This is a genomic window from Streptomyces sp. NPDC086989 (genome assembly GCF_044745505.1).
Lineage (GTDB): Bacteria > Actinomycetota > Actinomycetes > Streptomycetales > Streptomycetaceae > Streptomyces.
The window spans coordinates 21,673-47,217 of record NZ_JBIVAL010000003.1 but is presented as its reverse complement, the minus strand read 5'-3'; the positions used below and the strand labels follow the sequence as shown (position 1 = coordinate 47,217).

At 72.2% G+C, this 25,545-nt stretch carries 26 protein-coding genes; 11 read left to right on the top strand and 15 right to left on the bottom strand.

The window, feature by feature from the left end; translation table 11 throughout:
* Positions 1–31 precede the first annotated feature (31 nt).
* Positions 32–700 (bottom strand): response regulator, encoded by a 669-nt coding sequence (locus ACIPK4_RS06945; protein WP_376203152.1) that lies wholly within the window; start codon positions 698–700, stop codon positions 32–34.
* 20 nt (positions 701–720) lie between these two features.
* Positions 721–1,923 carry a sensor histidine kinase gene (locus tag ACIPK4_RS06940; RefSeq protein WP_402309790.1) on the bottom strand — a complete coding sequence of 401 codons (1,203 nt, stop codon included), beginning with the start codon at positions 1,921–1,923 and terminating at the stop codon, positions 721–723.
* A gap of 107 nt (positions 1,924–2,030) precedes the next feature.
* Between ACIPK4_RS06940 and ACIPK4_RS06935 the strand changes: the two genes are divergently transcribed.
* Positions 2,031–3,014 carry an SAM-dependent methyltransferase gene (locus ACIPK4_RS06935; RefSeq protein WP_402309788.1) on the top strand — a complete coding sequence of 328 codons (984 nt, stop codon included), beginning with the start codon at positions 2,031–2,033 and terminating at the stop codon, positions 3,012–3,014.
* Between the two features lie 47 nt (positions 3,015–3,061).
* Here the strand turns inward: ACIPK4_RS06935 and ACIPK4_RS06930 are convergent, their stop codons facing one another.
* Both ACIPK4_RS06930 and ACIPK4_RS06925 read right to left on the bottom strand, forming a co-directional pair.
* Positions 3,062–4,615 (bottom strand): M28 family metallopeptidase, encoded by a 1,554-nt coding sequence (locus ACIPK4_RS06930; protein WP_402309786.1) that lies wholly within the window; start codon positions 4,613–4,615, stop codon positions 3,062–3,064.
* Positions 4,616–4,775: 160 nt separating this feature from the next.
* Entirely contained in the window at positions 4,776–5,897 is a 1,122-nt protein-coding gene (locus ACIPK4_RS06925; protein WP_402309784.1) for a DUF5937 family protein, read from the bottom strand.
* A gap of 108 nt (positions 5,898–6,005) precedes the next feature.
* Between ACIPK4_RS06925 and ACIPK4_RS06920 the strand changes: the two genes are divergently transcribed.
* A complete protein-coding gene (locus tag ACIPK4_RS06920) occupies positions 6,006–6,230 on the top strand; it encodes a hypothetical protein (protein WP_402309782.1) in 225 nt (74 codons plus the stop codon).
* A gap of 10 nt (positions 6,231–6,240) precedes the next feature.
* Here ACIPK4_RS06920 and ACIPK4_RS06915 read toward each other — a convergent pair whose 3' ends face one another.
* The 6 genes from ACIPK4_RS06915 to ACIPK4_RS06890 all read right to left on the bottom strand — a co-directional run bounded on the left by ACIPK4_RS06915 (position 6,241) and on the right by ACIPK4_RS06890 (position 12,573).
* Positions 6,241–6,978 carry a GntR family transcriptional regulator gene (locus tag ACIPK4_RS06915; RefSeq protein ID WP_402309780.1) on the bottom strand — a complete coding sequence of 246 codons (738 nt, stop codon included), beginning with the start codon at positions 6,976–6,978 and terminating at the stop codon, positions 6,241–6,243.
* A 130-nt stretch (positions 6,979–7,108) separates the two neighbouring features.
* Positions 7,109–7,918 carry a type III pantothenate kinase gene (locus ACIPK4_RS06910; protein ID WP_402309779.1) on the bottom strand — a complete coding sequence of 270 codons (810 nt, stop codon included), beginning with the start codon at positions 7,916–7,918 and terminating at the stop codon, positions 7,109–7,111.
* A complete protein-coding gene (gene nadC / locus ACIPK4_RS06905) occupies positions 7,918–8,871 on the bottom strand; it encodes a carboxylating nicotinate-nucleotide diphosphorylase (protein ID WP_402310608.1) in 954 nt (317 codons plus the stop codon). Before nadC ends, ACIPK4_RS06910 begins: the two co-directional genes overlap by 1 nt.
* 41 nt (positions 8,872–8,912) lie before the next feature.
* A complete protein-coding gene (locus ACIPK4_RS06900) occupies positions 8,913–10,646 on the bottom strand; it encodes an L-aspartate oxidase (RefSeq protein WP_054224238.1) in 1,734 nt (577 codons plus the stop codon).
* Complete coding sequence (gene panC, locus ACIPK4_RS06895) at positions 10,643–11,647, bottom strand: pantoate--beta-alanine ligase (protein ID WP_402309777.1); 1,005 nt, start codon at positions 11,645–11,647, stop codon at positions 10,643–10,645. Before panC ends, ACIPK4_RS06900 begins: the two co-directional genes overlap by 4 nt.
* Positions 11,644–12,573: a Rossmann-like and DUF2520 domain-containing protein gene (locus ACIPK4_RS06890; RefSeq protein ID WP_402309775.1), complete on the bottom strand. Its 930-nt coding sequence runs from the start codon at positions 12,571–12,573 to the stop codon at positions 11,644–11,646. Before ACIPK4_RS06890 ends, panC begins: the two co-directional genes overlap by 4 nt.
* A gap of 98 nt (positions 12,574–12,671) precedes the next feature.
* Here ACIPK4_RS06890 and ACIPK4_RS06885 point away from each other — a divergent pair, with 98 nt between their 5' ends.
* From ACIPK4_RS06885 to ACIPK4_RS06855, 7 genes are all read left to right on the top strand, one after another.
* Positions 12,672–13,787 (top strand): threonine aldolase family protein, encoded by a 1,116-nt coding sequence (locus ACIPK4_RS06885; protein WP_402309773.1) that lies wholly within the window; start codon positions 12,672–12,674, stop codon positions 13,785–13,787.
* Positions 13,788–14,031: 244 nt separating this feature from the next.
* Complete coding sequence (locus ACIPK4_RS06880; protein WP_376202808.1) at positions 14,032–14,217, top strand: DUF397 domain-containing protein; 186 nt, start codon at positions 14,032–14,034, stop codon at positions 14,215–14,217.
* Between the two features lie 88 nt (positions 14,218–14,305).
* Complete coding sequence (locus tag ACIPK4_RS06875) at positions 14,306–15,007, top strand: hypothetical protein (protein WP_402309771.1); 702 nt, start codon at positions 14,306–14,308, stop codon at positions 15,005–15,007.
* A gap of 13 nt (positions 15,008–15,020) precedes the next feature.
* Entirely contained in the window at positions 15,021–15,194 is a 174-nt protein-coding gene (locus ACIPK4_RS06870) for a hypothetical protein (protein ID WP_376202813.1), read from the top strand.
* 161 nt (positions 15,195–15,355) lie between these two features.
* A complete protein-coding gene (locus ACIPK4_RS06865) occupies positions 15,356–15,859 on the top strand; it encodes a BlaI/MecI/CopY family transcriptional regulator (protein WP_402309770.1) in 504 nt (167 codons plus the stop codon).
* A gap of 9 nt (positions 15,860–15,868) precedes the next feature.
* Positions 15,869–16,399, top strand: a complete 531-nt coding sequence (locus ACIPK4_RS06860) for an amino-acid N-acetyltransferase (protein ID WP_054224232.1) — start codon at positions 15,869–15,871, stop codon at positions 16,397–16,399.
* Between the two features lie 164 nt (positions 16,400–16,563).
* Entirely contained in the window at positions 16,564–16,902 is a 339-nt protein-coding gene (locus ACIPK4_RS06855; RefSeq protein ID WP_030867899.1) for an Lsr2 family protein, read from the top strand.
* On the opposite strand, the gene ACIPK4_RS06850 is transcribed toward ACIPK4_RS06855, so the two are convergent.
* Positions 16,881–17,492: an SCO3374 family protein gene (locus tag ACIPK4_RS06850; RefSeq protein WP_402309767.1), complete on the bottom strand. Its 612-nt coding sequence runs from the start codon at positions 17,490–17,492 to the stop codon at positions 16,881–16,883. The genes ACIPK4_RS06855 and ACIPK4_RS06850 overlap by 22 nt on opposite strands.
* 450 nt (positions 17,493–17,942) lie before the next feature.
* Here ACIPK4_RS06850 and ACIPK4_RS06845 point away from each other — a divergent pair, with 450 nt between their 5' ends.
* A complete protein-coding gene (locus ACIPK4_RS06845; RefSeq protein ID WP_030158472.1) occupies positions 17,943–20,468 on the top strand; it encodes an ATP-dependent Clp protease ATP-binding subunit in 2,526 nt (841 codons plus the stop codon).
* A gap of 345 nt (positions 20,469–20,813) precedes the next feature.
* Entirely contained in the window at positions 20,814–21,434 is a 621-nt protein-coding gene (locus ACIPK4_RS06840) for a M23 family metallopeptidase (protein ID WP_402309765.1), read from the top strand.
* Positions 21,435–21,472: 38 nt separating this feature from the next.
* Here ACIPK4_RS06840 and ACIPK4_RS06835 read toward each other — a convergent pair whose 3' ends face one another.
* The 4 genes from ACIPK4_RS06835 to ACIPK4_RS06820 all read right to left on the bottom strand — a co-directional run bounded on the left by ACIPK4_RS06835 (position 21,473) and on the right by ACIPK4_RS06820 (position 25,545).
* Positions 21,473–22,738 carry a LamG domain-containing protein gene (locus ACIPK4_RS06835; RefSeq protein WP_402309763.1) on the bottom strand — a complete coding sequence of 422 codons (1,266 nt, stop codon included), beginning with the start codon at positions 22,736–22,738 and terminating at the stop codon, positions 21,473–21,475.
* Positions 22,739–22,844: 106 nt separating this feature from the next.
* A complete protein-coding gene (cseC, locus tag ACIPK4_RS06830; RefSeq protein WP_402309761.1) occupies positions 22,845–24,158 on the bottom strand; it encodes a two-component system sensor histidine kinase CseC in 1,314 nt (437 codons plus the stop codon).
* Positions 24,155–24,868 carry a two-component system response regulator CseB gene (gene cseB / locus ACIPK4_RS06825; protein ID WP_385190944.1) on the bottom strand — a complete coding sequence of 238 codons (714 nt, stop codon included), beginning with the start codon at positions 24,866–24,868 and terminating at the stop codon, positions 24,155–24,157. The genes cseC and cseB overlap by 4 nt, the downstream gene beginning before the upstream one ends.
* Positions 24,869–24,906: 38 nt before the next feature.
* Positions 24,907–25,545: a hypothetical protein gene (locus ACIPK4_RS06820; protein WP_402309760.1), complete on the bottom strand. Its 639-nt coding sequence runs from the start codon at positions 25,543–25,545 to the stop codon at positions 24,907–24,909.

The following is a 25,545-nucleotide window of genomic DNA, read 5'->3' as shown; positions in this document are numbered from 1 at the left end:
GGCGGCCGGGCCGGGGCGGGTGCGGGGCCGGTCACGCGCCGCCGGCGCGCACCAGGCCCGTCTCGTACGCGAGGACGACCACCTGGACGCGGTCGCGCAGGTTCAGCTTGGTCAGGATGCGGCCGACGTGCGTCTTCACGGTGGCCTCTGACAGGACCAGGCGGCCGGCGATCTCGCCGTTCGACAGCCCCTGGGCGACCAGCAGCATGACCTCGCGCTCGCGCTCCGTCAGCCGCTCGACCTCCTTGTTCTGCGGCTCCTGCGTGTTCGTCGGCAGCATCGGCGCGAAGCGGTCCAGCAGACGCCGGGTCGTGGACGGGGCCACCACCGCGTCGCCGCTGTGCACCGAGCGGATCGCGGCCAGCAGCTCCGCCGGCGGCACGTCCTTCAGCATGAAACCGCTCGCGCCCGCCTTCAGGCCCGAGAAGGCGTACTCGTCCAGGTCGAACGTGGTCAGGATGATCACGTCGGGGTGCTCGTCCCGCTCGCAGATCCGGCGCGTGGCCTCGACCCCGTCGAGCTTCGGCATGCGGACGTCCATCAGCACCACGTCCACCTTCGTGGACCGCAGCACCTCCAGCGCCTCCAGGCCGTCGCCGGCCTCGGCGACGACCTCCATGTCCGGCTGGGCGGCGAGCACCATCCGGAAACCCGTGCGCAGCAGCACCTGGTCGTCGACCAGCATCACTCGGATGGACATCAGTTACCTCGACCTCGTCGTCATTTCTTCTTGAGCGGGAGCAGTGCGCTGATCCGGAAGCCGCCGCCCGGACGCGGGCCCGCGTCCAGGGTTCCGCCGACCATGCCGATCCGCTCGCGCATGCCGATCAGCCCGTGCCCGGCGCCGTCGGCGCCGCCGTCCTCGTACAGCTCGTGGGCCGCGCCCCGGCCGTCGTCCTCGACCAGCAGGCCGAGCCCGTCGTCGAAGTAGACCAGCCGGACGCTCGCCGTGGCGTCCGGACCGCCGTGCTTGCGGGTGTTCGTCAGGGCTTCCTGAACGATCCGGTACGCGGTGAGCTCGACGCCGCTGGGCAGCCGGCGCGGTGCCCCCTCGACCGCGAAGTCCACCGCGAGACCGGCCGCCCGTACCTGCTCGACCAGGACCTCGATCTGCTCGACGTCCGGCTGGGGCACGTAGTCCTCGGCCTCCTGGGGCTCGCCGGTGCGCAGGACGCCGAGCAGCCGGCGCATCTCGGCCAGGGCTTGGCGGCCGGTTCCGGAGATGGTCTGCAGGGCCTCCTTGGCCTGGTCCGGAGCCACGTCCATGACGTACGCGGCGCCGTCCGCCTGGACGACCATCACGGAGACGTTGTGCGCGACGACGTCGTGCAGCTCGCGGGCGATCCGGGCGCGCTCGGCGGCGACGGCCACCTGGGCCTGGGCCACGCGCTCCTTCTCCAGGCGCTGGTTGCGCTCGACGAGCTGGGCGTAGTAGGCCCGGCGGGTGCGCAGGGAGTCGCCGAGCACCCAGGCGAGGGCGAACGGGACGACCGCGAAGAGCATGAAGAAGAGGTTGTCGCGGAAGTCTCCCTTGTCCACCGTGAAGCGCAGCGCGTAGAGCGGGGAGGCGGTGAGCCCGATGGCCAGCGCGATGCGGGACATCCGCCGGGAGACGTCGGCCGACGCCGCGACCGTGTACAGGATGATCAGCATCGCGAGGTCGGAGTTGATGGCCTCGGTGTGGGTGATCAGCTTGTAGACGCCGGTGCCGACGGCGAGCCAGAACATCGGCACCGTCCACGTGCGGCGCAGGGCCACGACGACGCCCATGGCGAGCACCGAGGGGACGGCGATCAGGCGCGCGGTGGTGCTGTTGAAACTGTCTTCGGCGACTTGCAGCAGCCCGAGTCCGACCAGGAGGACAGCCCAGAAGCTGTCGACGCCCGTCGGGTGTCTGCGGAGGAAGTCGTAGAGGCGCTGCACGTAACCCAGAGTAGGCAACGGAGATAGGTGCTGGAGTCAACCACAGGTGCGATCCGTGCGCCGGGGGCGTACTCCCCAAGGTGGAGGGCGAGCTTAACCTTTCGGGGATGAGGACTCAGGGAGAAGTCGCGGACACGGTTCCGGTTCCGGTCCGGTGGCGAGCGGCGATGGAGGCCGCGCTGTACGGACCCGGCGGGTTCTACGTGCGGCCGGGCGGACCGGGGCCCGCCGGGCATTTCCGCACCTCCGTGCACGCCTCGGCGCTGTACGCGGGAGCCGTGGCCCGGCTGCTGCGCTGGGTCGACGCGGAGCTCGGCCGGCCGCGGGAGCTGGACCTGGTCGACGTCGGGGCCGGGCGCGGAGAGCTGCTGACCGGGGTGCTGGCCGCGCTCCCGGAGCAGGACGCGGCGCGGGTGCGGCCGTACGCGGTGGAGCGGGCGGCGCGGCCGGACGGGCTCGATCCGCGCATCCGGTGGGTCGCCGAGCCGCCCGAGGGGACCACGGGGCTGCTGTTCGCCAACGAGTGGCTGGACAACGTGCCCCTGGAGATCGCGGAGGACGGCCGCTACGTGCTGGTCGCCCCGGACGGTACGGAGAGCCCCGGGCCGGTGGTGGACGGCCCGGACCGGGCCTGGCTGGAGCGGTGGTGGCCCGGGGCCGGCCGCGCCGAGATCGGGCGGGCCCGGGACGAGGCCTGGGCCGCGGCCGTGCGCTCGGTGTCGAGGGGCCTGGCGGTGGCCGTGGACTACGCCCACACCCGGGACGCCAGGCCCCCGTACGGCACCCTGACCGGGTTCCGGGGCGGCCGCGAGGTGGCACCCGTCCCGGACGGGAGCTGCGACGTGACCGCCCACGTGGCGCTGGACGCGTGCGCGGGGCCCGGGGCGGTGCTGGTGTCGCAGCGGGAGGCGCTGGACCGGCTCGGTGTCGCGGGGACCCGCCCCCCGCTGGCCATGGCGTCGGCGGACCCCGCGGCCTACGTCCGGGCACTGGCCTCGGCCGGCGAGGCGGCGGAACTCACCGCGCGCGGCGGCCTCGGCGACTTCGGCTGGCTGGTCCAGCCGGTCGGCGTGCGTTCCTGGCCGGCCTGACCGGCCCCGCTGCGGGTGCCGGCTCGGCCCCCGCAGCGGCGCCCGGACTACTGGGCGAGCTCGTGGTCGTGGCCCGGGCGCAGTCCGCCCCCCGTGCCGGCGCCCGACGTCGGCTTCGAGGCGACCGGCCGTGACAGCGGGGCCAGGTCGAACGCGTAGTGGCCGACCGCGTTCGCGATGACGTCGACGTTGATGTCGAGCGCCCGCTGGTCGATGTTGGTGATGTCGTCGCCCTTGCCGTGGTAGTTCACGTCGTACGCGACACCGGCCTGACCGCCGAACTTCGCCGCCTGCGCCGCCGTCTTGATGCCCTCGGCGCCCGTGTCCGTACCGCCCGACGGGATGCCCGCCTCGATGAACGGGCCGTAGTCCGAGCGGCCCGTGAAGTCCGAGCCCTCGTGCGGGATGTTCTGCGCGTCGAGGAAGTCGGTGATGCCCTTCTCCAGCTGCGCCGAGCCCTCCGGGCCGGGGCCCGAGCCGACGTGGTCGGAGTCGTCGCCGTCGTAGACGAAGTACGCCGCGTTCGGCGAGGCGATCATGTCGAAGTTCAAGTACAGCTTGATCTGCTTCTTCTGGGCGTCCGTCAGCCCGTTCACGTACGCCTCGGAGCCCAGCAGGCCGAACTCCTCGGCCGACCACCACGCGAACCTGACCTTGTTCTTGATCTTGTTCTGGCTGCTCGCCAGACGCTGCGCGACCTGGAGGATGCCGGCCGATCCGGACCCGTTGTCGTTGATGCCGGGGCCCGCCGACACCGAGTCGAGGTGGGCGCCGAGGAAGACGGTGTTGTCCTCGTCCCCGCCCCGGGTCTCCGCGACGACGTTGTACGTCTTGCGGTTCTCCCTGAACTCGCGGATGTCGAGGGTGACCTCGACCGGGCCGGCCGCCGCCTCGGCGGCCAGCCGTTCGCCCTCGGCCCGGGTGACGCCGCCGGTGGGGACCTTGCCCGCGTCCGCCGCGCCCAGGGTCCCGTTGAGGGCGCCCTCGGTGTTGTTGTAGATGACCGCGCCGACCGCGCCGGCCGCCGCCGCATTGGCCTGCTTGACCGCGAAGGTGCAGCCGCCGCGCTTGACCAGCGCGATCTTCCCCGTGAAGGCGCCCGCGGCGAAGTCGCCCGGCTCGCAGCCGTTGGTACCGTCCGCGTCCACGGGGGCGACGGCGAGCGGCGCCGTGACGCCGCCCTCCGGGCCGCTCGCCGTGTACGTCATCAGCTTGATCGGCACGTCGCGGCCGCCCGCGCCGCCCACCTTCAGCGTCTCCGCGATCGTCTCGACGTACACGAAGTCGAACTCGTTCTTCGAGACCTCGTAGCCGGCCGCCCGCATCACGGCCTCGACGTACTGCGCGGACTGCACGTGGCCCTTGGAACCGGCCACGCGCGTGCCCTTGTTGTAGTCCGCGATGGCCTGGAAGACCTTCAGGTGGTTGTAGGCACCTTTGCCGGTCGAGTCCTTGACCAGCTTCCTGGCCAGTGCGTCGCCCCGGGCGGCATCGCTCTGCGGGCTGCCGGTGGCACCGGCCGGCCCGGCGAGCACCAGCGGGGAGACGAGGGCCGCGGCGGCCAGGACGGCGGTTGCTGCGGCTATACGACGTGAGGGCATGAAGATCCTTCCACGACAAGTACGGGCAGACGGGCACACGGACGGACGGAAGAGGTGCACGGTGCGTGGGGGAGCGGTGGACGCACGGTATAGACCATGAGGCCGGTCTGGCCAGAGGTTCCACTGAATTCCGGTGGGCGACTTCCGCATATCGGTGCCGTCAGCGCAGGATGCCCTCGATGAACTCCGAGCCGATCCGGGCCACCACGCCCAGATCCAACTGGTGCTGGACGTAACGTCCTCGGCGCCAGGTGCGCAGCAGGCCGGCCTTCTTCAGCGCCGACAGGTGCCGCGAGACCTCCGGCGCCGTGATGCCGTGTACGGTCGCCAGCTCACTCGTCGTGTACGGGGCCCGGGCCAGGCTCCGGCACAGCATCATCCGCATCGGATGGGCCAGCGCCACCATCCGCCGCTGGAGCAGCTCCACCGAGCCCGGCTCGGGCAGTTCGGGGGAGCGCAGCGGATAGTGGACCACCGGCATCCAGCCGGGCGCGTGCAGCACCAGCAGGTGGGGCCAGCCGAAGTTCGTCGGAACGAACACCAGGCCGGGGCCTATCTCCGGATCGGTCGCCGTGGCCGAGCCGTGGACCATCTTGTCGACGGTGATGGTGGTGGCGGCCTGGTCGACGCTCAGCGCCGTCGACACCTCGTGCAGCGTCGTCGCCAGCCCCCTGCGGCGCAGCAGCTCGGTCTTGTGCCGGGCGTCGGCGCTCTGCTGCGGCTCGATCCGCCGCCAGGTCTCCGCGAAGAACGCCTCGTCGCAGTCCTCCAGCATGCGCCGCAGCCACACCCGCACCGAGGCCGTGTCGTCCAGCAGCCGCAGCGAGAAGTCCAGCTGGCGCGGGCCGCGGGCGGCGGCGGTCTCCAGCGCCTTGGCCCGGGCCTGCGGGTTCGTCAGCGGAGAGGGCCCGCCGCCCTCGTTGTACAGAGCCAGCCAGCAGTGCTCCAGGGCGGCCATCACGAACCGCTCGTCGTCGATCCGGTCGAGTACGTCGAGCTCCTCGGCCAGCGTCGCGGCGGGCAGGCCGGTGCCGCCGGGGACGCCCGCGAAAGCCATGAAGATGTCGGAGAACGAGCTGCGCCACATGAACTCGCCCTCCAGCAGCCGGTCCGCGAGGCAGGGGTCCAGCGCGGCCGAGGTGGCCGCGGTCCAGGAGGCGAGGCCCGGGTGGTGAGCGGGCTGGGACAGGGCGTGCAGCGCCATGCAGAGCTCGGAGAGCGCAGAGGGTGCGAAACGGATGCGCTCCGCGGGGAGCCCGGCGATGTCGATGGTGACGCTCATCGGCCCATTCTGACCTGCCGGAGGGCTGTGACCAGGCCTGACACGGATCGATTGACGAGGAGCGTCAATCGTCGTGCGGGGTGGCCCGAGCGGGTCCAGGGTGGAGGGATGACAGCGATCGAGCAGTACCTCGTCGACACCTGGCGCGCCTCGCAGCAGGGCACCCCGATGCCCCCGCCGCCGGGCCGGGACGACATCGCCGTGCTGCGCGCGGCCCGTACGTACGCGCAGTTCCAGGCCGTCCTCGACGGAAAGGGCGCCCGGCACCCCTGGTGGGCGGCCCTGCGCAGGCTGGCCGCGGGAGGCCGCCGGCACGCGGCCGGAGGAACCTGATGCCGGCCGGTCAGCGGTCCTCGGGGTGGAAGTCGATCTCGTACGCGATCTCGGAGCGGCGGTCGGCGACCACGATGTCGGCGGTCTCCACCGCCCGCCCGTCCGTGGCGTAGTACGTCCGCTCGATCTCGGTGATCAGGTCGCCCACGCTGATGCCGAGCAGATTGGCCTGCCGTTGGTTCGCCCGCGCCGGGCGGGGGACCTCCAGCGCCGAGGCGACGAGCACACCGATCGAGCGCATCCGTTCGATGACCCCGGCCCCCTTGAACGGGCCCGCCTCCGGCAGGACGACCGGAGTGCCGTCCGTGACCGCCATCGGCTCCCAGGACTCGCAGATCTCCACCGGCCGGCCCTCGGCCAGGAACTCGTACGTGGTGAGCACGCACGGGTCGCCCGGCGGGACGGCGAGCCGTTCGGCGATCCGCTCGGGTGCCGGTGTACGGGCCGTGGAGTGCGCCTCCCACGTCAGGCCCGAACCGCCGGGTCCGGCCCGGCGGCGCCGCCGGGAGCGGACCATGCGCAGCCGCTCGCGCGGCTCGCACACGTAGGTGCCCGAGCCGGCCCGGCCCTCCAGGAGCCCCTCGATGATCAACAGCTCCAGCGCCCGCTGCGTGACGCTCTGCCCGACGCCGTACTCCCCGGCGAACCGGGCCCGCGACGGCAGCTTGGCGCCGACGGGCCACTCCTCGGCCCGGATCCGGGCGCGCAGCGAGTCCGCCACCTTCAAGTACGCCGTATCACGGGCCATATGAGCCGTCCTGTGCCGGTCGACGAGTTGGGCTCAAGCTAATTCATCAAGTCGAACCCGAGTCTTCAGAACGGCGCGGAGTGAAAGGGGCGGGGCCGCAGCCGCGGCGCGGCTGCGGCCCCGGCCGGGCTCAGTCGAAGTTCGGCGCGTTGCGCTCGTAGACCAGCCGCAGCCCGATCAGCGTCAGCCACGGCTCGTGGTCGTCGATGACCGAGGCCTCGCCGAGGACGATCGGGGCGAGCCCGCCCGTCGCGATGACCCGTACGTCCTCCGGCGCACCGCCCGGACCGGCCAGCTCGCGGGCCATCCGGTTCACGATCCCGTCGACCTGGCCCGCGAAGCCGTAGACCACGCCCGACTGCATCGCCTCGACGGTGGACTTGCCGATCACGTTGCGCGGCCGCGCCAGCTCGATCTTGCGCAGCTGCGCGCCCCGTACGCCGAGGGCCTCCATCGAGATCTCGATGCCAGGGGAGATCACCCCGCCCACGTACTCGCCCTTCGCGGACACCGCGTCGAACGTGGTCGCCGTACCGAAGTCGACCACGATCGCCGGACCGCCGTAGAGCTCGACGGCGGCGACCGCGTTGATGATGCGGTCCGCGCCGACCTCCTTGGGGTTGTCCATCAGGATCGGCACGCCCGTCTTGATGCCGGGCTCCACGAGCACCGCGGGGACGTCGCCGTAGTAGCGGCGGGTCACCTCGCGCAGCTCGTGCAGCACCGACGGGACGGTCGAGCAGATCGCGATGCCGTGGATGCCGTCGCCCAACTCGCTGCCGAGCATCGGGTGCATGCCCATCAGGCCCTGCATCAGCACGGCCATCTCGTCGGCCGTGCGGCGCGGGTCGGTCGAGATGCGCCAGTGCTCGACGATCTCGTCACCGTCGAACAGGCCGAGCACGGTGTGGGTGTTGCCGACGTCGATGGTCAGCAGCATTACCGCTCCTCGCGCAGGTCCAGCCCGATGTCCATGATCGGGGAGGAGTGCGTGAGCCCGCCGACCGCCAGGTAGTCCACGCCCGTCTGCGCGTACGCGCGGGCGTTGGCCAGCGTGAGGCGGCCCGAGGACTCCAGCACCGCGCGGCCGGCGACCAGGGCCACCGCCTCCTCGGTCTCGATCGGCGTGAAGTTGTCCAGCAGGATCAGGTCCGCGCCCGCGTCCAGGGCCTCGCGGACCTGGTGCAGGGTGTCGACCTCGACCTCGATCGGCAGATCGGGGAACTGCTCGCGGACGGCCTTGAACGCCTCCGCGACACCGCCCGCCGCGATCACGTGGTTGTCCTTCACCAGCGCCGCGTCCGACAGCGACATCCGGTGGTTGACGCCGCCGCCGCAGCGCACCGCGTACTTCTCCAGGGAGCGCAGGCCCGGCGTGGTCTTGCGGGTGTCGCGGACCTTCGCCTTGGTGCCCTCCAGCTCGTCGGCCCAGCTGCGGGTCGCCGTCGCGATGCCCGACATCAGGCAGAGCAGGTTCAGCGCGCTGCGCTCACCGGTCAGCAGGTCCCGGGTGCGGGCCCTGACCGTCAGCAGCACCTGGCCGGGCTGCACCCGGTCGCCGTCCTCGACGTGCCGCTCGACCTCGAACTCGTCCTCGCAGACGACGGACAGGACGGCCTCGGCGACGCGCAGCCCGGCGACCGTGCCCGCCTCGCGGGCGGTGAAGTCGGCGTGCGCGACGGCGTCCTCGGGGACGGTCGCCACGGTGGTCACGTCGACCCCGCCGTCCAGGTCCTCGGAGATCGCCATGTGGGCGATGTCCTCGACCTCGATCGGGTCCAGACCCGCGTCGGCCAGCAGCTGGGCCAGCGCCGGGTCCAGCCCCGACTCCTCGCCGTCGCCGCAGCCGCAGCCGTCGCCGCAGCCGCCCGCGGACTCGTCGAGGAGCTGCAGCTCCGCGTGCTCGTGCTCGTGGTCGTGCGTTTCGGGGGTGCTCACGATGACTGCTCCTGGCTCAGGGGGTGCTGTACGGACGGAAAGCCCGCGGAGTCGGTGGGGGTGACGACCAGGGCCCGCTTCTCGGTGGCGGACAGCCGGACGACGAGGTGGCGGCGCCAGGCGGCGTCGTCCCGGTCGGGGTGGTCCTCGCGCCAGTGGCAGCCGCGGGTCTCCTCGCGGCGCAGGGCGGCGGCGACCAGCACGCGGGCCACGCACAGCAGGTTCGTGGCCTCCCAGGTCTCGGTGCCGGGCACGGCGGTCTTGCCGTCCGTCTCCAGCGCCGTGAGGGCGGTCGCGTACAGGTCCTCCAGGGCGGCGGCCGCCGTGCGCAGGGACTCGGCCGAGCGGAGCACGCCCGCGCCCTCCGTCATGATGCGCTGGATCTCGTACCGCGCCCCGGCGGGCTGGAGCGGACCGGTCGCGGGGACCGGGATGCCCGGGCCGCTGCCGGCGGGCGCTGCGCCCGCGATGTCGGCGGCGATCCGCTCGGCGAAGACGAGCCCCTCCAGCAGGGAGTTGGAGGCGAGCCGGTTCGCGCCGTGCACACCGGTGCAGGCGACCTCACCGCACGCGTACAGGCCGGGCACGGTGGTCCGGCCGTGCAGGTCGGTCCGCACACCGCCCGAGGCGTAGTGCGCGGCGGGCGCGACCGGGATCGGCTCGGTCACCGGGTCGATGCCGTGCGCACGGCAGGCGGCCAGGATCGTCGGGAAGCGCTGCTCCCACATCTGCGCGCCGAAGTGCCGGGCGTCCAGGTACATGTGCTGCGCGCCCTGCTCCAGCATGCGGCGCGTGATGCCCTTGGCGACGATGTCGCGCGGGGCCAGCTCGGCCAGCTCGTGCTGCCCCTGCATGAAGCGGACGCCGTCCCCGTCGACCAGGTACGCGCCCTCGCCGCGGACCGCCTCCGACACCAGCGGCTGCTGGCCCTCGGCGTCCGGACCCAGGAACAGCACGGTCGGGTGGAACTGGACGAACTCCAGGTCGGAGACCTCGGCCCCGGCCCGCAGCGCCAGCGCCACCCCGTCGCCGGTGGACACCGACGGGTTCGTGGTGGCCGAGAAGACCTGGCCCATTCCACCGGTCGCCAGGATCACGGCGGGCGCGTGGACGGCGCCGACGCCGTCGTGCTGGCCCTCGCCCATGACGTGCAGGGTGACGCCGGCCGTACGGCCCTCGGCGTCCTGGAGCAGGTCCAGTACGAGGGCGTTCTCGACGGTCTCTATGCCGGCCGCGTGCACGGCCTCGACCAGCGCGCGGGAGATCTCGGCGCCGGTGGCGTCGCCGCCCGCGTGCGCGATCCGGCGGCGGTGGTGGCCGCCCTCGCGGGTCAGCTCGATCTCGCCGGTCTCGGCGGAGGTGTCGAACACGGCGCCGGTGGCCATGAGCCGGCGCACGGCGTCCGGCCCCTCGGTGACGAGCAGCCGGACGGCGTCCTCGTCGCACAGCCCGGCGCCCGCGACCAGCGTGTCGTCGAGGTGCTGCCCCGGGGTGTCGCCCTCACCGAGGGCCGCGGCGATCCCGCCCTGCGCCCAGCGCGTGGAACCGTCGTCGAGGCGGGCCTTGGTGACCACGACCGTACGGCGGCCCGCGGCGGCGCAGCGCAGTGCGGCGGTCAGGCCGGCGACGCCGGAGCCGACGACCACGACGTCGGCGTCGACGGCCCAGCCGGGGGCGGGGGCGTGCAGCCGTATGCCGGTACCGGCGGTGCCTGTGCCTGGGGTGCTCACGTGTGTGCTCCGAACTCCAATGGAATGTTGTCGATCAGCCGCGTCGTCCCCACCTTCGCGGCGACGGCCAGCACGGCCTGCCCGGTGAAGTCGGGGCCGACGTCGGTGAAGTCCTGCGGGTCCACCAGCGCCAGGTAGTCCAGCACCAGCGGCGGGTCGTGCCGGGCCGCCTCCTCCAGGACGTGCCGGGCGGCGGCCCGTACGGCGTCCGGCAGGCCCGTGCCCGCGGCGGACACGGCGTGCGCGTCGGCGGCGCAGCGGATCTCGCCGAGCCGCGCCAGGGCGGTGGCCCGCTCGTCGCTGGCCGGGGCGGCCTCGGCACGGGCCCGCAGCGCGGCCTGCGCGGCGAGCCGGTCCTGCCCGGCGAACAGGGCGCGGGACAGGGACAGGGCCGTGCGGCGCTCCTGCGCCGACAGGTACCGGTTGCGGGACGACAGCGCGAGCCCGTCCTCCTCGCGGACGGTCGGCACGCCGACCACCTTCGCGGGGAAGTTCAGGTCGGTGACCATCCGCCGGATCAGCGCCAGTTGCTGCGCGTCCTTCTGGCCGAAGAGGGCCAGGTCGGGCCGGGTGAGGTGGAGCAGCTTGGCGACGACGGTCAGCATGCCGTCGAAGTGGCCGGGCCGGGTGGCCCCTTCGAGGCGCTCGCCCATCGGGCCGGCGCTGACCCGCACCTGCGGGGCGCCGCCGGGGTAGACCTCGTCGACCGCCGGGGCGAACACCGCGTCGGCGCCGGCCGCCCGGGCGATCTCCAGGTCGGCGTCGAGGGTGCGGGGGTAGCGGTCCAGGTCCTCGTTCGCCCCGAACTGCAGCGGGTTCACGAAGACGGTGACCACGACCTGGCCGGCGGGCCCGGCCTGTTCGCGGGCTGTGCGGATCAAGGTGGCGTGTCCCTCGTGGAGGGCGCCCATGGTCATCACGACGGCCCGCGGGCCCTCGGCGGTCCGCGGGAGCTTGTACAGCTCCTCCGCGGTGTCGATCAGCAGCAGGTCGTGGTTCACCGGCCGTCGTCCCCTTCGGTGCCGTTGACGTGGTCCGCGCCGTCGGCGAGCACCCCGAGCAGGTCCTCGGCGAGCTCGGGCTTCAGGAGGCCGTGCGCGAGGGCCCGGTCGGCGGTGGTGCGGGCCATCGCCAGGTACCCGGCGACCGTGCCGGGGGCGTGCTTGCGCAGCTCCGACACGTGCGCGGCGACGGTCCCGGCGTCACCGCGGGCCACCGGGCCGGTCAGCGCGGCATCCCCGGAGCGCAGGGCGTTGTCGAGGGCCGCGCCGAGCAGCGGGCCGAGCATCCGGTCGGGGTGCCCGACCCCGGCCTTGTGCAGCAGCTCCATGGCCTGGGCGACCAGGGTGACCAGGTGGTTCGCGCCGAGGGCGAGGGCCGCGTGGTAGAGCGGACGGTTCTCCTCCGCGATCCACTCGGGCTCCCCGCCCATCTCGATCACCAGCGCCTCGGCCGCGAGCCGCAGCTCCTCGGGGGCCGTGACGCCGAACGAGCAGCCGGTGAGCCGCTGCACGTCGACCTCGGTGCCGGTGAAGGTCATCGCCGGGTGCAGGGCCAGCGGCAGCGCGCCCGCACGCCGCGCCGGGTCCAGCACGCCGGTCCCGTACCGCCCGGACGTGTGGACGAGGAGCTGGCCGGGCCGGACCGCGCCGGTCTCGGCGAGCCCCTCGACGAGCGACGGCAGCGCGTCGTCGGGCACGGTCAGCAGCACCAGGTCGGCCAGCTCCAGCACCTGCGCGGGCGGTACGAGCGGTACGTCGGGCAGCAGCCGCGCCGCGCGCCGGCGGGAGGCGTCGGAGACGCCGGAGACGGCGACCGGCCGGTGTCCGGCCTGCTGGAGTGCGCGGGCCAGCGCGGGGCCGACCCGGCCGGCGCCGACGACGCCGACGGTGAGCCGGGCCGGGCGCGGTTGCTGGGATGAATTCACGCGGGGAGGGCCTTCCGTTCCAGTCCGCGGGGGGTACCGGACGATACGCCGCCATGCTAGCCCCTGGGCGTGTTGGCCGGTCGGCGATGATCGGGGGCATGACTGGTGACGACGATCTGACGAAGCGGCTGGTGGCGGCGGGGCGGAACGCCGAGCGGATGCTCGGCGGCAGCCTGCGGGAGGCGACGGTCGGCGAGCTGCTGTCCGGTCTGGAGGTGCCGGATCCCGACGAGCCGGCCGACGTGTACGGGGACGGCGTGGTGACCCGGCTGGAGCGGCGGGTGGCCGAGCTGCTGGGCACCGAGGACGCGGCGTTCTTCCCGACGGGGACGATGGCCCAGCAGATCGCGCTGCGCTGCTGGGCGGGACGCACCGGGAACCCGGTCGTCGCACTGCACCCGATGAGCCATCCCGAGCTGTGGGAGGGCGGTGCGCTGTCGCTGGTCTCCGGCCTGCGGACGGTGCACCCGACGACGGACCCGCGCCAGCCCACGGCCGAGGAGGTCGCGGACCTGGCCGAGCCCTTCGGCACGCTGGCGCTGGAGCTCCCGCTGCGCGACGCGGGCTTCCTCCTGCCCACCTGGGAGGAGCTGGAGGCCCTGGTCGACGCGGCCCGCGACCGGGACGCGGTGGTCCACTTCGACGGGGCCCGGCTGTGGGAGTCGACGGTGCACTTCGGACGGTCGCTGCCGGAGATCGCCGGACTCGCGGACTCCGTGTACGTGTCCTTCTACAAGTCCCTCGGAGGCCTGAGCGGCGCGGCCCTGGCGGGCTCCTCGTCGCTCGTCGCGGAGGCGAAGGTCTGGCGCCACCGGTACGGCGGCCAGGTCTTCCGCCAGTTCCCGCAGGCCCTGTCGGCGCTGGCCGGCCTGGACCGGGAGCTGCCGCGCCTGCCGTCGTACGTGGACCGGGCGCGCGAGGTGGCGGCGGCGCTGGCCGGGGCGCTGGCCGACGGCACCGTCCCCTGGTTCCGGATCAACCCGGAGGTCCCGCACACGCATCAGTTCCAGGTGTGGCTGCCGTACGGGGCCGACCGGCTGACGGAGGCGGGGGTCCGCCTGGCGGAGGAGACGGGCACGGTCCTGTTCCGGAGGTGGTCCCCGACGGCGGTTCCGGGTGTGTCGATGACGGAGGTCCAGATCACCGGGCCCGGTCTCCTGTGGACCACCGAGGACGTTCACGAGGCCACGAAGGCCTTCACGGCCCGCATCTGACGACGGGGCCGCCCCGCCCTTCCGGGCCCCCGCCCCGGCCGTCCCCGGCCCACCTCGGCCTTCCCGGGGGCGGGGCCGGGGTGGGTGGGGGCGGGGCCCCGGAACGGCGTCGCGGATGCACAAACGGTCCCGTCAGTGCAACGACGACGCACCGAATTCCGCCGAAGTCATGGGTCAGGCGCCCCCGCGGAGTTACCGTCCCTTCCACGGGAAGCAACGGAGCCGTCCCCCGAGGAGAGACACCATGACCGCTCACCCCGCCTGGCAGAAGTCGACGTACTGCGGCGAAGGAGACGCCTGCGTCTACGTCTCCGCGGCCCCCGGACACCTCGTCCGCGTCGCCGACCGGGCCGACCCGGCGCACCTGGTACTGGCCACGACCCAGGCGGCCTGGGCCGACTTCCTTGACGCCGTCAAGGCACTGGGGTAGGGCCGGCCCCGGCCCTACCGGCTCGGCTGACGCGCCCGAAATCACGCCCCTCAGGGGATTTTGTCCGATTAGCGCGTATCTTCGGCCCATGCCCACGCCCTACGGATCCCGCGGCGGCATGGCGTTCAGCGCCGCCGAGCTGCACGTGCTCAGGCGAACGCTCGCCCACGCCCTCCAGTCCTCCACGGCCCCCCTCACGACCTCCGAGGTCCGGGACTGCCTGCGCCTCGCGCAGTCGGTGGACGACGCGGTCCAGGAGGCGGGGCGGCTCAGAGAGTTCCTCCTCGCCGACCTCGCCCGCTACCGCGGCGCCCTGCCCGGCAGCCTCGCCGGCTACCTGGAGCTGCTCCAGGACGCCCTGGCGGCGGGGTACGAGCCCGCGCCCGACGACCTCGCCGCGCTGCGGGCCCTGCGGGCCAACCCGGTCGCGGCGGCCCTGCTGGAACGCTGCCGGGGCATCGCCGAGCGCTCCGTACGGCGGCGGTTCTCCGCGGCGCCGGCGCCCCGGACGCGCCTGCTCGCCCTGACCGGCGGCAGGGACGCGGGGGGCGCGGCGCACCCGAACGACGCGGAGGGCGGGACCGAGGCCGGGAAGGGCGACAAGGACGGCAAGGGCGACAAGGGCGGCAAGGAGGAGCCCGCGCGCCCCGCGCCCGCCCCCAAGGAGCCGAAGGGCCCCGGGCGGCCCGCCGAACGTCCGTCCGAGCGGCCCATTCCGACGCCCGGCGAGGTGTTCCCGCCGCGCCGCAAGCCCTCCCCGCCCCCGGCGGCCGGGCTCGCCGCCGGGTAGCTACGCTGGGGGCATGGACTACGTTTCCGCGCTCGTGCCCCCCGTAGTGATGGCCGGCTTCTTCATCGCACTCGTCGTGACGATCGTGAAGAGCCAGGGCGGCGCCAACAAGGCGAAGGAAGACGCGGCGGTCGACGCCGTGATCGCCCGCGCCGAGGCCGCCCGGCAGGCACAGCCCGGCAAGTAGCCGGCAGCAAGGAGCCGGCATCCGGACGGCGCGCAGCCGTCCCCCGGCGCAGACCGGACCGGGGGTTCCCGCGACTTCATCCGGGGCGCCCCCGGGATTTTGTGGCGCGTTGCCTCCCGAATGGCCGGGCAATTCCACACATTCCGCACTATCGTGCTGTTGTGCCTCGCCCCTTGGGAGAACTCGAAGACGCGGTCATGACGCGGGTGTGGCAGTGGAACCGCCCGGTCACTGTTCGTGAAGTACTGGAGGACCTCCAGCAGGAACGGTCCATCGCGTACACCACGGTCATGACGGTTATGGACAATCTCCATCAGAAGGGCTGGGTCCGCCGGGAAGCCGAAGGCCGCGCCTATCGATATACGGCGGTCTCCACCCGTGCCGCGTACTCGGCCGCACTGATGAACGAAGCGTGGTCGACGAGCGACAACCCCGCGGCCGCCCTCGTGGCCTTCTTCGGGATGATGTCCGCGGAACAGCGCGAAGCCCTCCGGGACGCCATCCGCATCGTCGGGTACGACGCCGAGTCCGCCGCCGGGCCCCCTGCCGCGCCGGCCCCCGAAGCCCTTCCCGGAGCGCCTTCCGAAGCGCCCCCCGGAGCGCCTTCCGAACCCCGGCCCGCCGAAGGGGACTCCGCCGGGCGCGACGCCGGACCGGGGCGATAGCGTCCGGGCATGGGTGAGTTTTCCGCTGCACACGCAAAAACAGTGACGATCCGCCGTGCCCGCACCGGCGATGTTCCCGCACTGCGCCGACTGCTCGACCAGTACGTGCAGCAGCGGATCCTCCTCGACAAAGCCCCGGTCGTCCTTTACGAGGACATCCAGGAGTTCTGGGTCGCGGAACGCGACTCCGACGGCCAGGTGGTGGGCTGCGGCGCTCTCCACGTCATGTGGGAAGACCTGGCCGAAGTGCGCACTCTCGCGGTCGACCGCGAGTTGAAGGGCGCCGGAGTGGGGCATCAGCTGCTGCGGCAGTTGTTGGACACCGCCCGGGCGGTGGGTGTCGCGAAGGTTTTCTGCCTGACCTTCGAAGTGGACTTCTTCGCGAAGCACGGCTTCGTCGAGATCGGCGAGACCCCGGTCGAGACCGATGTCTACATGGAGCTCCTGCGTTCCTATGACGAGGGTGTCGCCGAGTTCCTCGGTCTCGAACGAGTGAAGCCGAACACCTTGGGCAACAGCCGGATGCTTCTGCACCTCTGACGATCACGGCGGCTTTTCCCGGGCTCCGCGCACCTGTGGCCTATGTCCGAATCGCGCACGTTTCCCGCCGCGTTGCGGTCTCGAACCTCTCCAGGGGGGTTTGTGTTTTCCAGAGAAAAGCGGTTTCCTTTCCGCGTACTGCTTTTCGATGAAAGGAAATCCCGGTGGCACAGAAGGTTCAGGTCCTTCTTGTCGACGACCTCGACGGTGGCGAGGCGGACGAGACCGTGACGTTCGCTCTGGATGGCAAGACCTACGAGATCGACCTCACCACCGCCAACGCGGAGAAGCTGCGTTCCGCGCTCGCCGACTACGTCAAGGGCGCCCGCCGCACCGGTGGCCGCGCCTCCGGCGGCCGCGCCAAGACGCGGACGGCCGCGACCTCCGGCAACCCGGACACCGCCGAGATCCGCGCGTGGGCCAAGGCCCAGGGGATGAGCGTCAACGACCGCGGGCGCGTCCCGCAGGAGATCCGCGAGGCCTACGAGAACGCCAAGGGCTGATCCGCGGCCTCTCGCGCCAGGGGCGTACGCCGCCACAGGCGCGCCCGGTGGCATTCCGTCGCCGCCGCGGCGACCAGGCGTACGAGATCGGGCCCGGCACCACCGTGCCGGGGACCGGCACCCTGCCCGGGGCCGGGCAGGGACGGCAGCAGTGCCTCGCACCCCTGCTCGGGGGGTCGCAGCCACACGGCGGCCCCCCGGGGACTTCCCCCGGGGTGTCCCGGCGGAACCGGCGCCGTGATCCGGCGGCCGCCGCCCAGGCCGACGAGGTCCAGGGCGACTCCGCCCCACTCCAGCCAGTCGAGCAGCCCCTCCAGCTCGTCCGCGCTCCCCGGAGCCACCAGGAACCGCATCCGGCTCCCCGCGAGCGCCACCGGACCCGTGGCGAGCGGCCTGCGCAGCAGCTCCGCACCGGCCCCGGCCGGCAGCTCCAGCACGTCGAACCGCACGCCGGTGACCAGCCGGGCGGGCGGCCCGGCCACGACGGGCCAGCCGAGCACCCCCTCGTACCAGGACGCGTACGCGCCCCGGGGCGGATCCGCGGGTGAATCCTCGGGGGCGACGCGGAGGAACGCAGCGGTGACGGCCATGACCGGAGCAACTCCGCGAACGCCGCGGAGTTACGCAGTGCGCCGGGTTCTATGCGGAACGTAAACATCCGGCGGGGTGCAGTCCCACATTCGGGACGCAATCGTGTTCGCCCGTAGCGGAGGGAACCGGGGCCACCGGCATGGAGTGTCAGTCCTTACGGGTAAGACATTCCTAGTGGATCGGGGCGACACGCTGATTTGAGCGGGTTCCGTTCGCCATCGGCGTACACGTGTGACGGGTATCTGCCTGGCCTGCGGGAACATCGTCTCGCACCATCGGGTTGGAGCAGTTGTCGGCTGTTGAAGCCGGTTTTCCCCACTGACGTGGGGGTGATCGCGGACGGATGTCGGCAGTTGGAATGAGCTGTCCCGCCCCGCGGGACTAGCATGCGGAAGGACAGGGCGGGGACCGACCCCGAACTGCCCGACCGCTCTGAGGAGCGATAAACGATGTTCGAGAGGTTCACCGACCGCGCGCGGCGGGTTGTCGTCCTGGCTCAGGAAGAAGCCCGGATGCTCAACCACAACTACATCGGCACCGAGCACATCCTCCTGGGTCTGATCCACGAGGGTGAGGGTGTCGCCGCTAAGGCCCTGGAGAGCCTCGGGATTTCGCTCGAGGCTGTTCGCCAGCAGGTTGAGGAGATCATCGGTCAGGGGCAGCAGGCCCCGTCCGGCCACATCCCCTTCACCCCGCGGGCGAAGAAGGTCCTGGAGCTTTCGCTCCGAGAGGCCCTCCAGCTCGGCCACAACTACATCGGCACCGAGCACATCCTGCTCGGCCTCATTCGCGAGGGCGAGGGCGTCGCCGCCCAGGTCCTGGTGAAGCTGGGCGCCGATCTCAACCGAGTCCGGCAGCAGGTCATCCAGCTGCTCTCCGGCTACTCCGGCGGAGGCAAGGAGTCGGCCACGGCCGGCGGCCCGGCCGAGGGCACCCCCTCGACCTCCCTCGTCCTGGACCAGTTCGGCCGCAATCTCACGCAGGCCGCCCGCGAATCCAAGCTCGACCCGGTCATCGGGCGCGAGAAGGAGATCGAGCGGGTCATGCAGGTCCTGTCCCGCCGTACCAAGAACAACCCGGTCCTCATCGGCGAGCCCGGCGTCGGCAAGACCGCCGTCGTCGAGGGCCTGGCCCAGGCGATCGTCAAGGGCGAGGTGCCCGAGACCCTCAAGGACAAGCACCTCTACACCCTGGACCTCGGCGCCCTGGTCGCGGGCTCGCGCTACCGCGGTGACTTCGAGGAGCGCCTGAAGAAGGTGCTCAAGGAGATCCGCACCCGCGGCGACATCATCCTGTTCATCGACGAGCTCCACACCCTCGTGGGTGCGGGTGCCGCCGAGGGCGCGATCGACGCCGCCAGCATCCTCAAGCCCATGCTGGCCCGTGGTGAGCTCCAGACCATCGGTGCCACGACGCTGGACGAGTACCGCAAGCACCTCGAGAAGGACGCGGCCCTCGAGCGCCGCTTCCAGCCGATCCAGGTGGCGGAGCCTTCCCTCCCCCACACGATCGAGATCCTCAAGGGGCTGCGCGACCGCTACGAGGCCCACCACCGCGTCTCCATCACGGACGAGGCCCTCGTCCAGGCGGCGACGCTGGCGGACCGGTACATCTCGGACCGCTTCCTGCCGGACAAGGCGATCGACCTGATCGACGAGGCCGGTTCCCGGATGCGCATCCGCCGGATGACCGCGCCGCCGGACCTCCGCGAGTTCGACGAGAAGATCGCGGGCGTGCGCCGCGACAAGGAGTCGGCCATCGACTCCCAGGACTTCGAGAAGGCGGCTTCCCTCCGCGACAAGGAGAAGCAGCTGCTGGCGGCGAAGGCCAAGCGCGAGAAGGAATGGAAGGCCGGCGACATGGACGTCGTCGCCGAGGTCGACGGCGAGCTCATCGCCGAGGTCCTCGCGACCGCGACCGGCATTCCCGTCTTCAAGCTCACCGAGGAGGAGTCCTCGCGACTGCTCCGCATGGAAGACGAGCTCCACAAGCGCGTCATCGGGCAGAAGGACGCCATCAAGGCGCTCTCCCAGGCGATCCGCCGTACCCGTGCGGGTCTGAAGGACCCGAAGCGCCCGGGTGGCTCGTTCATCTTCGCCGGCCCGTCCGGTGTCGGTAAGACCGAGCTCTCCAAGACGCTCGCCGAATTCCTCTTCGGCGACGAGGACGCGCTGATCTCCCTCGACATGTCGGAGTTCAGCGAGAAGCACACGGTTTCCCGCCTCTTCGGTTCGCCCCCCGGCTACGTGGGCTACGAAGAGGGCGGCCAGCTCACCGAGAAGGTGCGCCGCAAGCCGTTCTCCGTCGTCCTCTTCGACGAGGTCGAGAAGGCCCACCCGGATATCTTCAATTCCCTTCTCCAGATCCTGGAGGACGGTCGTCTGACCGACTCCCAGGGCCGGGTCGTGGACTTCAAGAACACGGTCATCATCATGACGACCAACCTGGGTACGCGGGACATCTCGAAGGGCTTCAACCTCGGCTTCGCGGCCGTGGGCGACGTCAAGACCGGTTACGACCGGATGAAGGCGAAGGTCAACGAAGAGCTCAAGCAGCACTTCCGGCCCGAGTTCCTGAACCGTGTCGACGACACGGTCGTCTTCCACCAGCTGTCGCAGGAAGACATCATCCAGATCGTCGACCTGATGATCGCCAAGGTCGACGAGCGTCTGAAGGACCGCGACATGGGCATCGAGCTGAGCGGTGACGCGAAGCTCCTGCTCGCCAAGCGGGGCTACGACCCGATCCTGGGCGCCCGCCCGCTGCGCCGCACCATCCAGCGCGAGATCGAGGACATCCTGTCGGAGAAGATCCTCTTCGGCGAGCTGCGTCCCGGCCACATCGTGGTCGTGGGCAAGGAGGGTGACGGCGAAGACGCCAAGTTCACCTTCCGCGGCGAGGAGAAGTCGGCTCTGCCGGACCTGCCCCCGATCGAGGCCACGGGCTCCGGCCCGGACCTGAGCAAGGGCGCGTAAGCACCGGCAGCGCAGCTGCACGAAGGGGCGGCCCCGGAACCATTCGGTTCCGGGGCCGCCCCTTTTCCGGTGACAAGCCGCACAGGGCAAAACGGACCTACGAGGACGTCTCGTAGATCGAGTGTCCATTTTGCCCCAAAATTGCAGTCCCTGCGGCCAGAAAGGACGCAGTCAAACGGCTGCGTCACACCTCCGCCCCTACGAGACCCGGTAGTAATCGGGAGGTTTGGGGATGTCGCGGGACACGGGTTACCAAGGGTGGGCAAGCCCGGCACCGGCTCTTGAGCCTGCCGGGTGGCTTCATGCCCCGCCCCCGCCCTTGTCCCCGGCCCCGGAGGTCCGTTCATGTCCGCGAAGCGCGTCAGCACCCGTCGTACCCGTACCGTCCTCGCCGCCACCGCTCTCGGTGCGGCCCTGGCTCTCGGGGCCGGGACGACCGCCGCCTTCGCCGACACGGCTCCGCAGACCGCCCTGACCGGCACCGTCGAGCTCGTCGCCGCCCAGGCCAAGGCGCAGGCCTCCGTGGCCACCGCCACCAAGGCCGCCGCCCGCTGGCAGAAGCCGGTGTCGAGCTACACGCTCTCCGCCACCTTCGGCAAGGGCGGCACCATGTGGTCCCACAAGCACTCGGGCCAGGACTTCGCCTGCCCCGTCGGCACCCCGGTCAAGGCCGCGTCCGCCGGCACGGTCGTCAAGGCCGGCCCGGGCGGCGGCGGCGACGGCCCGGCGTACGGCAACGCCATCGTGATCAAGCACGCGAACAACACGTACTCGCAGTACGCGCACCTCTCGAAGATCCAGGTCCGGATCGGCCAGAAGGTCGCCAAGGGCGCGCAGATCGCCCTGTCCGGCAACACCGGCAACTCCAGCGGCCCGCACCTGCACTTCGAGATCCGGACCACCCCGAACTACGGCTCGGCCATCAACCCGGTCACGTTCCTGCGCAACGCCGGCGTCACCGTCTGACCGGTAGGTCACCGCCTGACCGGCACGTCACCGTCCGGTCAGTACAGGAGCCAGGAACCCGTCGGCTTGGTCGACGCGTCCACCCGGCCCGCCTTGAGCGTGTCGATCTGCGCCGGGGACAGCAGGGCGTCGTACGTCTGGATGCTGTCCATGGCGCCGTTCCACGGGGACGTCCACTTGTCCTCGTGCCGGGCGCGGGCCAGCTCCAGCGGGCCCGGGGCCTGGAAGACGCCCGGGACCGGGCTCTCGCCCGTCTTCTTCCCGTTCACGTACAGGGCGACCAGCTTGCGCTCGGCGTCGTAGGTCCCGGTCAACTCCACGAAGGTCTTCTCCATCTTCGGGCTGTCGCCGGCCACGACCACGGTGGTGGCGTCCGCCCCCTGGTCGCCCGTCTGCACGCGGAAGACCCAGGCCGGCTTGCCGTTCACCTGGTCCAGGCCCAGCTCGAACGAGGACGTCTTCTCGTTGCCCTGGCTGACGGCCGTCTGGCGGCCCTTAGCCGAGCGGGCCCAGACCCGGGCCGAGACGGTGAAGCTCTTGGCCGTGTCCACCACGCGCTTCTCGGACTCGGCGTACGAGTTCTCGTTGCCCTTCGTGCGGATCTCGAAGCGCTTGTCGATCGGGAAGACCCCGGCGTCGGGCCCCATCTTCAGCGGGGCCTTGCCGCTGCGGTCCCGGATGCTCGTCGGGTCGTCCTTCACGGTCGGGGTGTTGTCGACCGGCGTCTTGCTCTTCGAACCACTGGGGGAGGGAGAGGCCGACACGGTCGGCGACGGGTTGTCGTCCGCCTTGTCGTCCTTGCCCTTGTCGCCGCCGCCCAGCAACAGGAACGTTCCACCGCCGGCGAGCAGCGCCAGGACGGTCACCGCGCCGCCGATCATCCACAGCCGCTTCTTGCGCTTCTCCGCCGCCGAGCGGTCGGCCATGGCCTCCCAGTCCGGCTGGTCCGACTGCGGTACGAACGGCCCGGGCAGCCCGGGTGCTGGACCGCCGGGCGGCGTCGGCGCGCCCATGTTCGGCAGCCCCTGGGCCCACTCCTGCTGCTGCGGCGCGCCGGGGGCCGGAGCCTGCTGGTACGGGCCGGGCTGGGCGCCTGGGGTCGCGCCCGGCTGCGGGTAGCCGTAGCCCCCCGCGGGCGGAACCGCGGGCGGCGGGCCGAAGCCGCCCCCACCGGGGGCGGGCGCGCCGGGCGGGTAGCCGTAGCCCGCCGCGGGGGCCGGTGGCACCGGCGGGAACCCGTAGCCCCCGTTCCCCGGGGCGGGCTCGGGCTGCGGGTTGCTGGGGGGATTCGTACCGTCGGTCATGCCTGGGATGCTAAATCACGGGCCCGCACAGGAGTACGGCCCGGTCCGGATCGGCGTCCGGTCCGGACCGGCGGACCGGTCGCGCCCGGCCCGCGGGCGCCCCGGCTCAGCCCGACAACTTGATGATCGGGAAGCTTCCCGTCGCCGTCGGCGCGTGCTCCGGCAGCCACAGCACCGCCACCGCGCCGGCCGCCGCACCCTCGTGGTCCACGCCGCCCGGAGCCGCCACGTTGCGGAACGTCAGCCGGGCGCCCAGCACCCGTGCCTGGCCCTCGGCAATGGTCAGCCCGAGCCCGTGCCCCACCCCGGCGCGGTCCGTCGACCCGGTGCGGAACCGGCTCGGCCCCTCGCGCAGCAACGCCTCCGGGAAGCCCGGCCCGTGGTCCCGGACCCGTACGACCCGGCCCTCGATGTCGACCTGGACCGGCGGCTGCCCGTACCGCGCGGCATTGGCCAGCAGGTTGCCCAGGATCCGCTCCAGCCGCCGTGGGTCGGTGCTGACGATCTCGTCCGCCACCACCCGTACCGACGCCTCCGGCATCAGGGACGCCACCCGCCGGCTCACGAACTCGCCCAGCGCGACGTCCTGGAGCTCCGCCCGCTCGGACGCACTGTCCAGCCGGGCCACCTCCAGCACGTCCTCGACCAGCGCCCGCATCGCCTGGGCCCGGTCCCGCACCAGTTCGGTCGGCCGGCCCGGCGGCAGCAGTTCCGCCGCCGTGAGCAGGCCCGTCACCGGGGTCCGCAGCTCGTGCGCGATGTCCGCGGTCACCCGCCGCTCGGCCTCCAGCCGCTGCTGGAGCGCGTCCGCCATGGCGTCCACGGCCCGCGCGAGGTCGTCGGTCTCGTCCCGTACGACGCCCCCGACCGCGTCGCGCACCCGTACGTCCGGATCCCCGTGCGCCACCCGCTGAGCGGCGGTCGCGGCCTTGCGCAGCCGGCGGGAGATCTGCCCGCCGATGAGCACGCCGAGCGCCGCGCCCGCGATCACGACCGACAGCGAACCGACGACCAGGGCCCGGTCCAGGTCGCGCACCAGGTTGGCGCTCTCCTTGAACGGGTTGTGCAGCGACAGCACCTGCCCGTTCCCCAGCGGTACCGCCGCCCACACCTCCGGCACGCCCTTGTGGGACTCCTGGACGTACGTGCCGCGCCGCCCCGACCGGGCCTTCTCGCGCAGCGCGGCGGGCAGTTCGGGGTCGTTGAGTTTGGCGCCCATGGACGGCTTGCGCCCGGCCTCCGCGAACCGGGCGATGAACTGCACGTTGGCCAGCTGCGTCTCGCGCGCGCTCTCCAGCATCGACACGCGGGCAGCACTGTGCACGACCAGGCTCAGTGCCACGGCGACGAGCGCGCCGACGGCGGCGATGGCGAGCGTGATCTTCCAGCGGATCCCCGTACGGAGGGTGAAGCGCCTCATGCCTTGAGCTTGTATCCGAATCCCCGGACCGTTTCGATGCGGTCCTGGCCGATCTTCGTGCGCAACCGCTGGACGTGGACGTCCACGACGCGGGTGTCGCCGCCCCAGTCGTAGTCCCAGACCCGCTCCAGCAGCCGGTCGCGCGACAGTACGGTGCCGGGCGCGGAGGAGAACTCCAGCAGCAGCCGCATCTCGGTGGGCGTGAGCGCCACCGGGGCGCCGGCCTTGCGGACCTCCATGCCCTCGGTGTCGACCTCCAGGTCGCCGAAGAGCAGCACCCCGCGCTCTTCGGAGGGGTCCTCGCCGTTGGCCCCGGACCGGCCGTTCTGCGGACCGCCGGCGTGGCCGAAGCGGCGCAGCACGGCGCGGATGCGGGCGACGAGGACCGAGCCGTCGAAGGGCTTGGTGACGTAGTCGTCGGCCCCCGCCTCCAGCCCCAGGACGACGTCGATGGAGTCGGCGCGCGCCGACAGCATGATGACGGGGACGGTGGACTCGTCGCGGATGCGGCGGCACAGGCTCACGCCGTCCATGCCGGGCACCATCACGTCGAGCAGTGCGATGTCCGGCCGGTCGGCCCGGAAGGACTCCAGGCCGGACAGGCCGTCGGGCATGGCGGTGACCACGAACCCGTCGCGTTCCAGCGCCAGGGTCGTGGCCTCGCGGATGACGTCGTCGTCCTCCACGAACAGGACATGGGTCTCGGCCATGCGGAAGCCTCGCCTCGGTTCTTCGCTGTCTCGGTCCGTCAGTTCTTCTTGGTGATCGCGGGCGCGGGCTGGGCCCCGCCGTCGATGTTGCTGTAGTCGGTGTGCACCCGGTCCTGCTCGGTGAACTTCTCGCCGTTCCAGCGGTACGTGATCACGTCTTCGCCCGACGGGTAGGCGAGCGGGTCGCTCTTTGCGTACACCGGCCTGGTGACCACCAGATCACCCCGGTCGATCTCCGAGTAGACGGGCGGCTGCTCGTCCGAGAACACATTCTCGTACGTCCCGCCCTCCGCCCTGTACACGTAGGAGCCCCGCCCCAGCGCATCGGCGCAGGACAGCACGTTGACGACGATGTCGACCTCGGGGCCCCCGGTGACCTTCCCGTAGCTCACGTCGACGGGGTACTCCTTGCCCGTGCAGGGCTTGAGGTCCCGTTTGACCTCGGCGCTGACCTTGGGGTCCGCCTTGAGCAGCGCGACGGGGTCGACCTTCTTCGCGGGCCTGCCGGACGCACCCGTGGTGGCCGGGACGTGGTCGGGCGGGGTGGTCGTCGGCGAGCCGCTCTTGGCCACGGACTCGGTGTGGGCCGGGCCGCCGTCGCGCAGCCCGGTGCCGCCGGTGGAGCAACCGGCGGCGAACAGCACGGTGCCGACGAGGACGATCGTCCCCGCCGACAT

Bases quoted from the DNA above. Each gene is read 5' to 3' on its own strand.
- ACIPK4_RS06850 (WP_402309767.1), bottom strand. From the start codon at position 17,492: ATGGCCGTCACCGCTGCGTTCCTCCGCGTCGCCCCCGAGGATTCACCC.
- ACIPK4_RS06935 (WP_402309788.1), top strand. From the start codon at position 2,031: ATGAGGACTCAGGGAGAAGTCGCGGACACGGTTCCGGTTCCGGTCCGG.
- ACIPK4_RS06875 (WP_402309771.1), top strand. From the start codon at position 14,306: ATGCCCACGCCCTACGGATCCCGCGGCGGCATGGCGTTCAGCGCCGCC.
- ACIPK4_RS06820 (WP_402309760.1), bottom strand. From the start codon at position 25,545: ATGTCGGCGGGGACGATCGTCCTCGTCGGCACCGTGCTGTTCGCCGCC.
- cseB (WP_385190944.1), bottom strand. From the start codon at position 24,868: ATGGCCGAGACCCATGTCCTGTTCGTGGAGGACGACGACGTCATCCGC.
- ACIPK4_RS06930 (WP_402309786.1), bottom strand. From the start codon at position 4,615: ATGCCCTCACGTCGTATAGCCGCAGCAACCGCCGTCCTGGCCGCCGCG.
- ACIPK4_RS06835 (WP_402309763.1), bottom strand. From the start codon at position 22,738: ATGACCGACGGTACGAATCCCCCCAGCAACCCGCAGCCCGAGCCCGCC.
- ACIPK4_RS06880 (WP_376202808.1), top strand. From the start codon at position 14,032: ATGACCGCTCACCCCGCCTGGCAGAAGTCGACGTACTGCGGCGAAGGA.
- ACIPK4_RS06870 (WP_376202813.1), top strand. From the start codon at position 15,021: ATGGACTACGTTTCCGCGCTCGTGCCCCCCGTAGTGATGGCCGGCTTC.
- ACIPK4_RS06925 (WP_402309784.1), bottom strand. From the start codon at position 5,897: ATGAGCGTCACCATCGACATCGCCGGGCTCCCCGCGGAGCGCATCCGT.
- cseC (WP_402309761.1), bottom strand. From the start codon at position 24,158: ATGAGGCGCTTCACCCTCCGTACGGGGATCCGCTGGAAGATCACGCTC.
- ACIPK4_RS06860 (WP_054224232.1), top strand. From the start codon at position 15,869: ATGGGTGAGTTTTCCGCTGCACACGCAAAAACAGTGACGATCCGCCGT.
- ACIPK4_RS06920 (WP_402309782.1), top strand. From the start codon at position 6,006: ATGACAGCGATCGAGCAGTACCTCGTCGACACCTGGCGCGCCTCGCAG.
- ACIPK4_RS06915 (WP_402309780.1), bottom strand. From the start codon at position 6,978: ATGGCCCGTGATACGGCGTACTTGAAGGTGGCGGACTCGCTGCGCGCC.
- ACIPK4_RS06945 (WP_376203152.1), bottom strand. From the start codon at position 700: ATGTCCATCCGAGTGATGCTGGTCGACGACCAGGTGCTGCTGCGCACG.
- ACIPK4_RS06845 (WP_030158472.1), top strand. From the start codon at position 17,943: ATGTTCGAGAGGTTCACCGACCGCGCGCGGCGGGTTGTCGTCCTGGCT.
- ACIPK4_RS06910 (WP_402309779.1), bottom strand. From the start codon at position 7,918: ATGCTGCTGACCATCGACGTCGGCAACACCCACACCGTGCTCGGCCTG.
- ACIPK4_RS06885 (WP_402309773.1), top strand. From the start codon at position 12,672: ATGACTGGTGACGACGATCTGACGAAGCGGCTGGTGGCGGCGGGGCGG.
- ACIPK4_RS06840 (WP_402309765.1), top strand. From the start codon at position 20,814: ATGTCCGCGAAGCGCGTCAGCACCCGTCGTACCCGTACCGTCCTCGCC.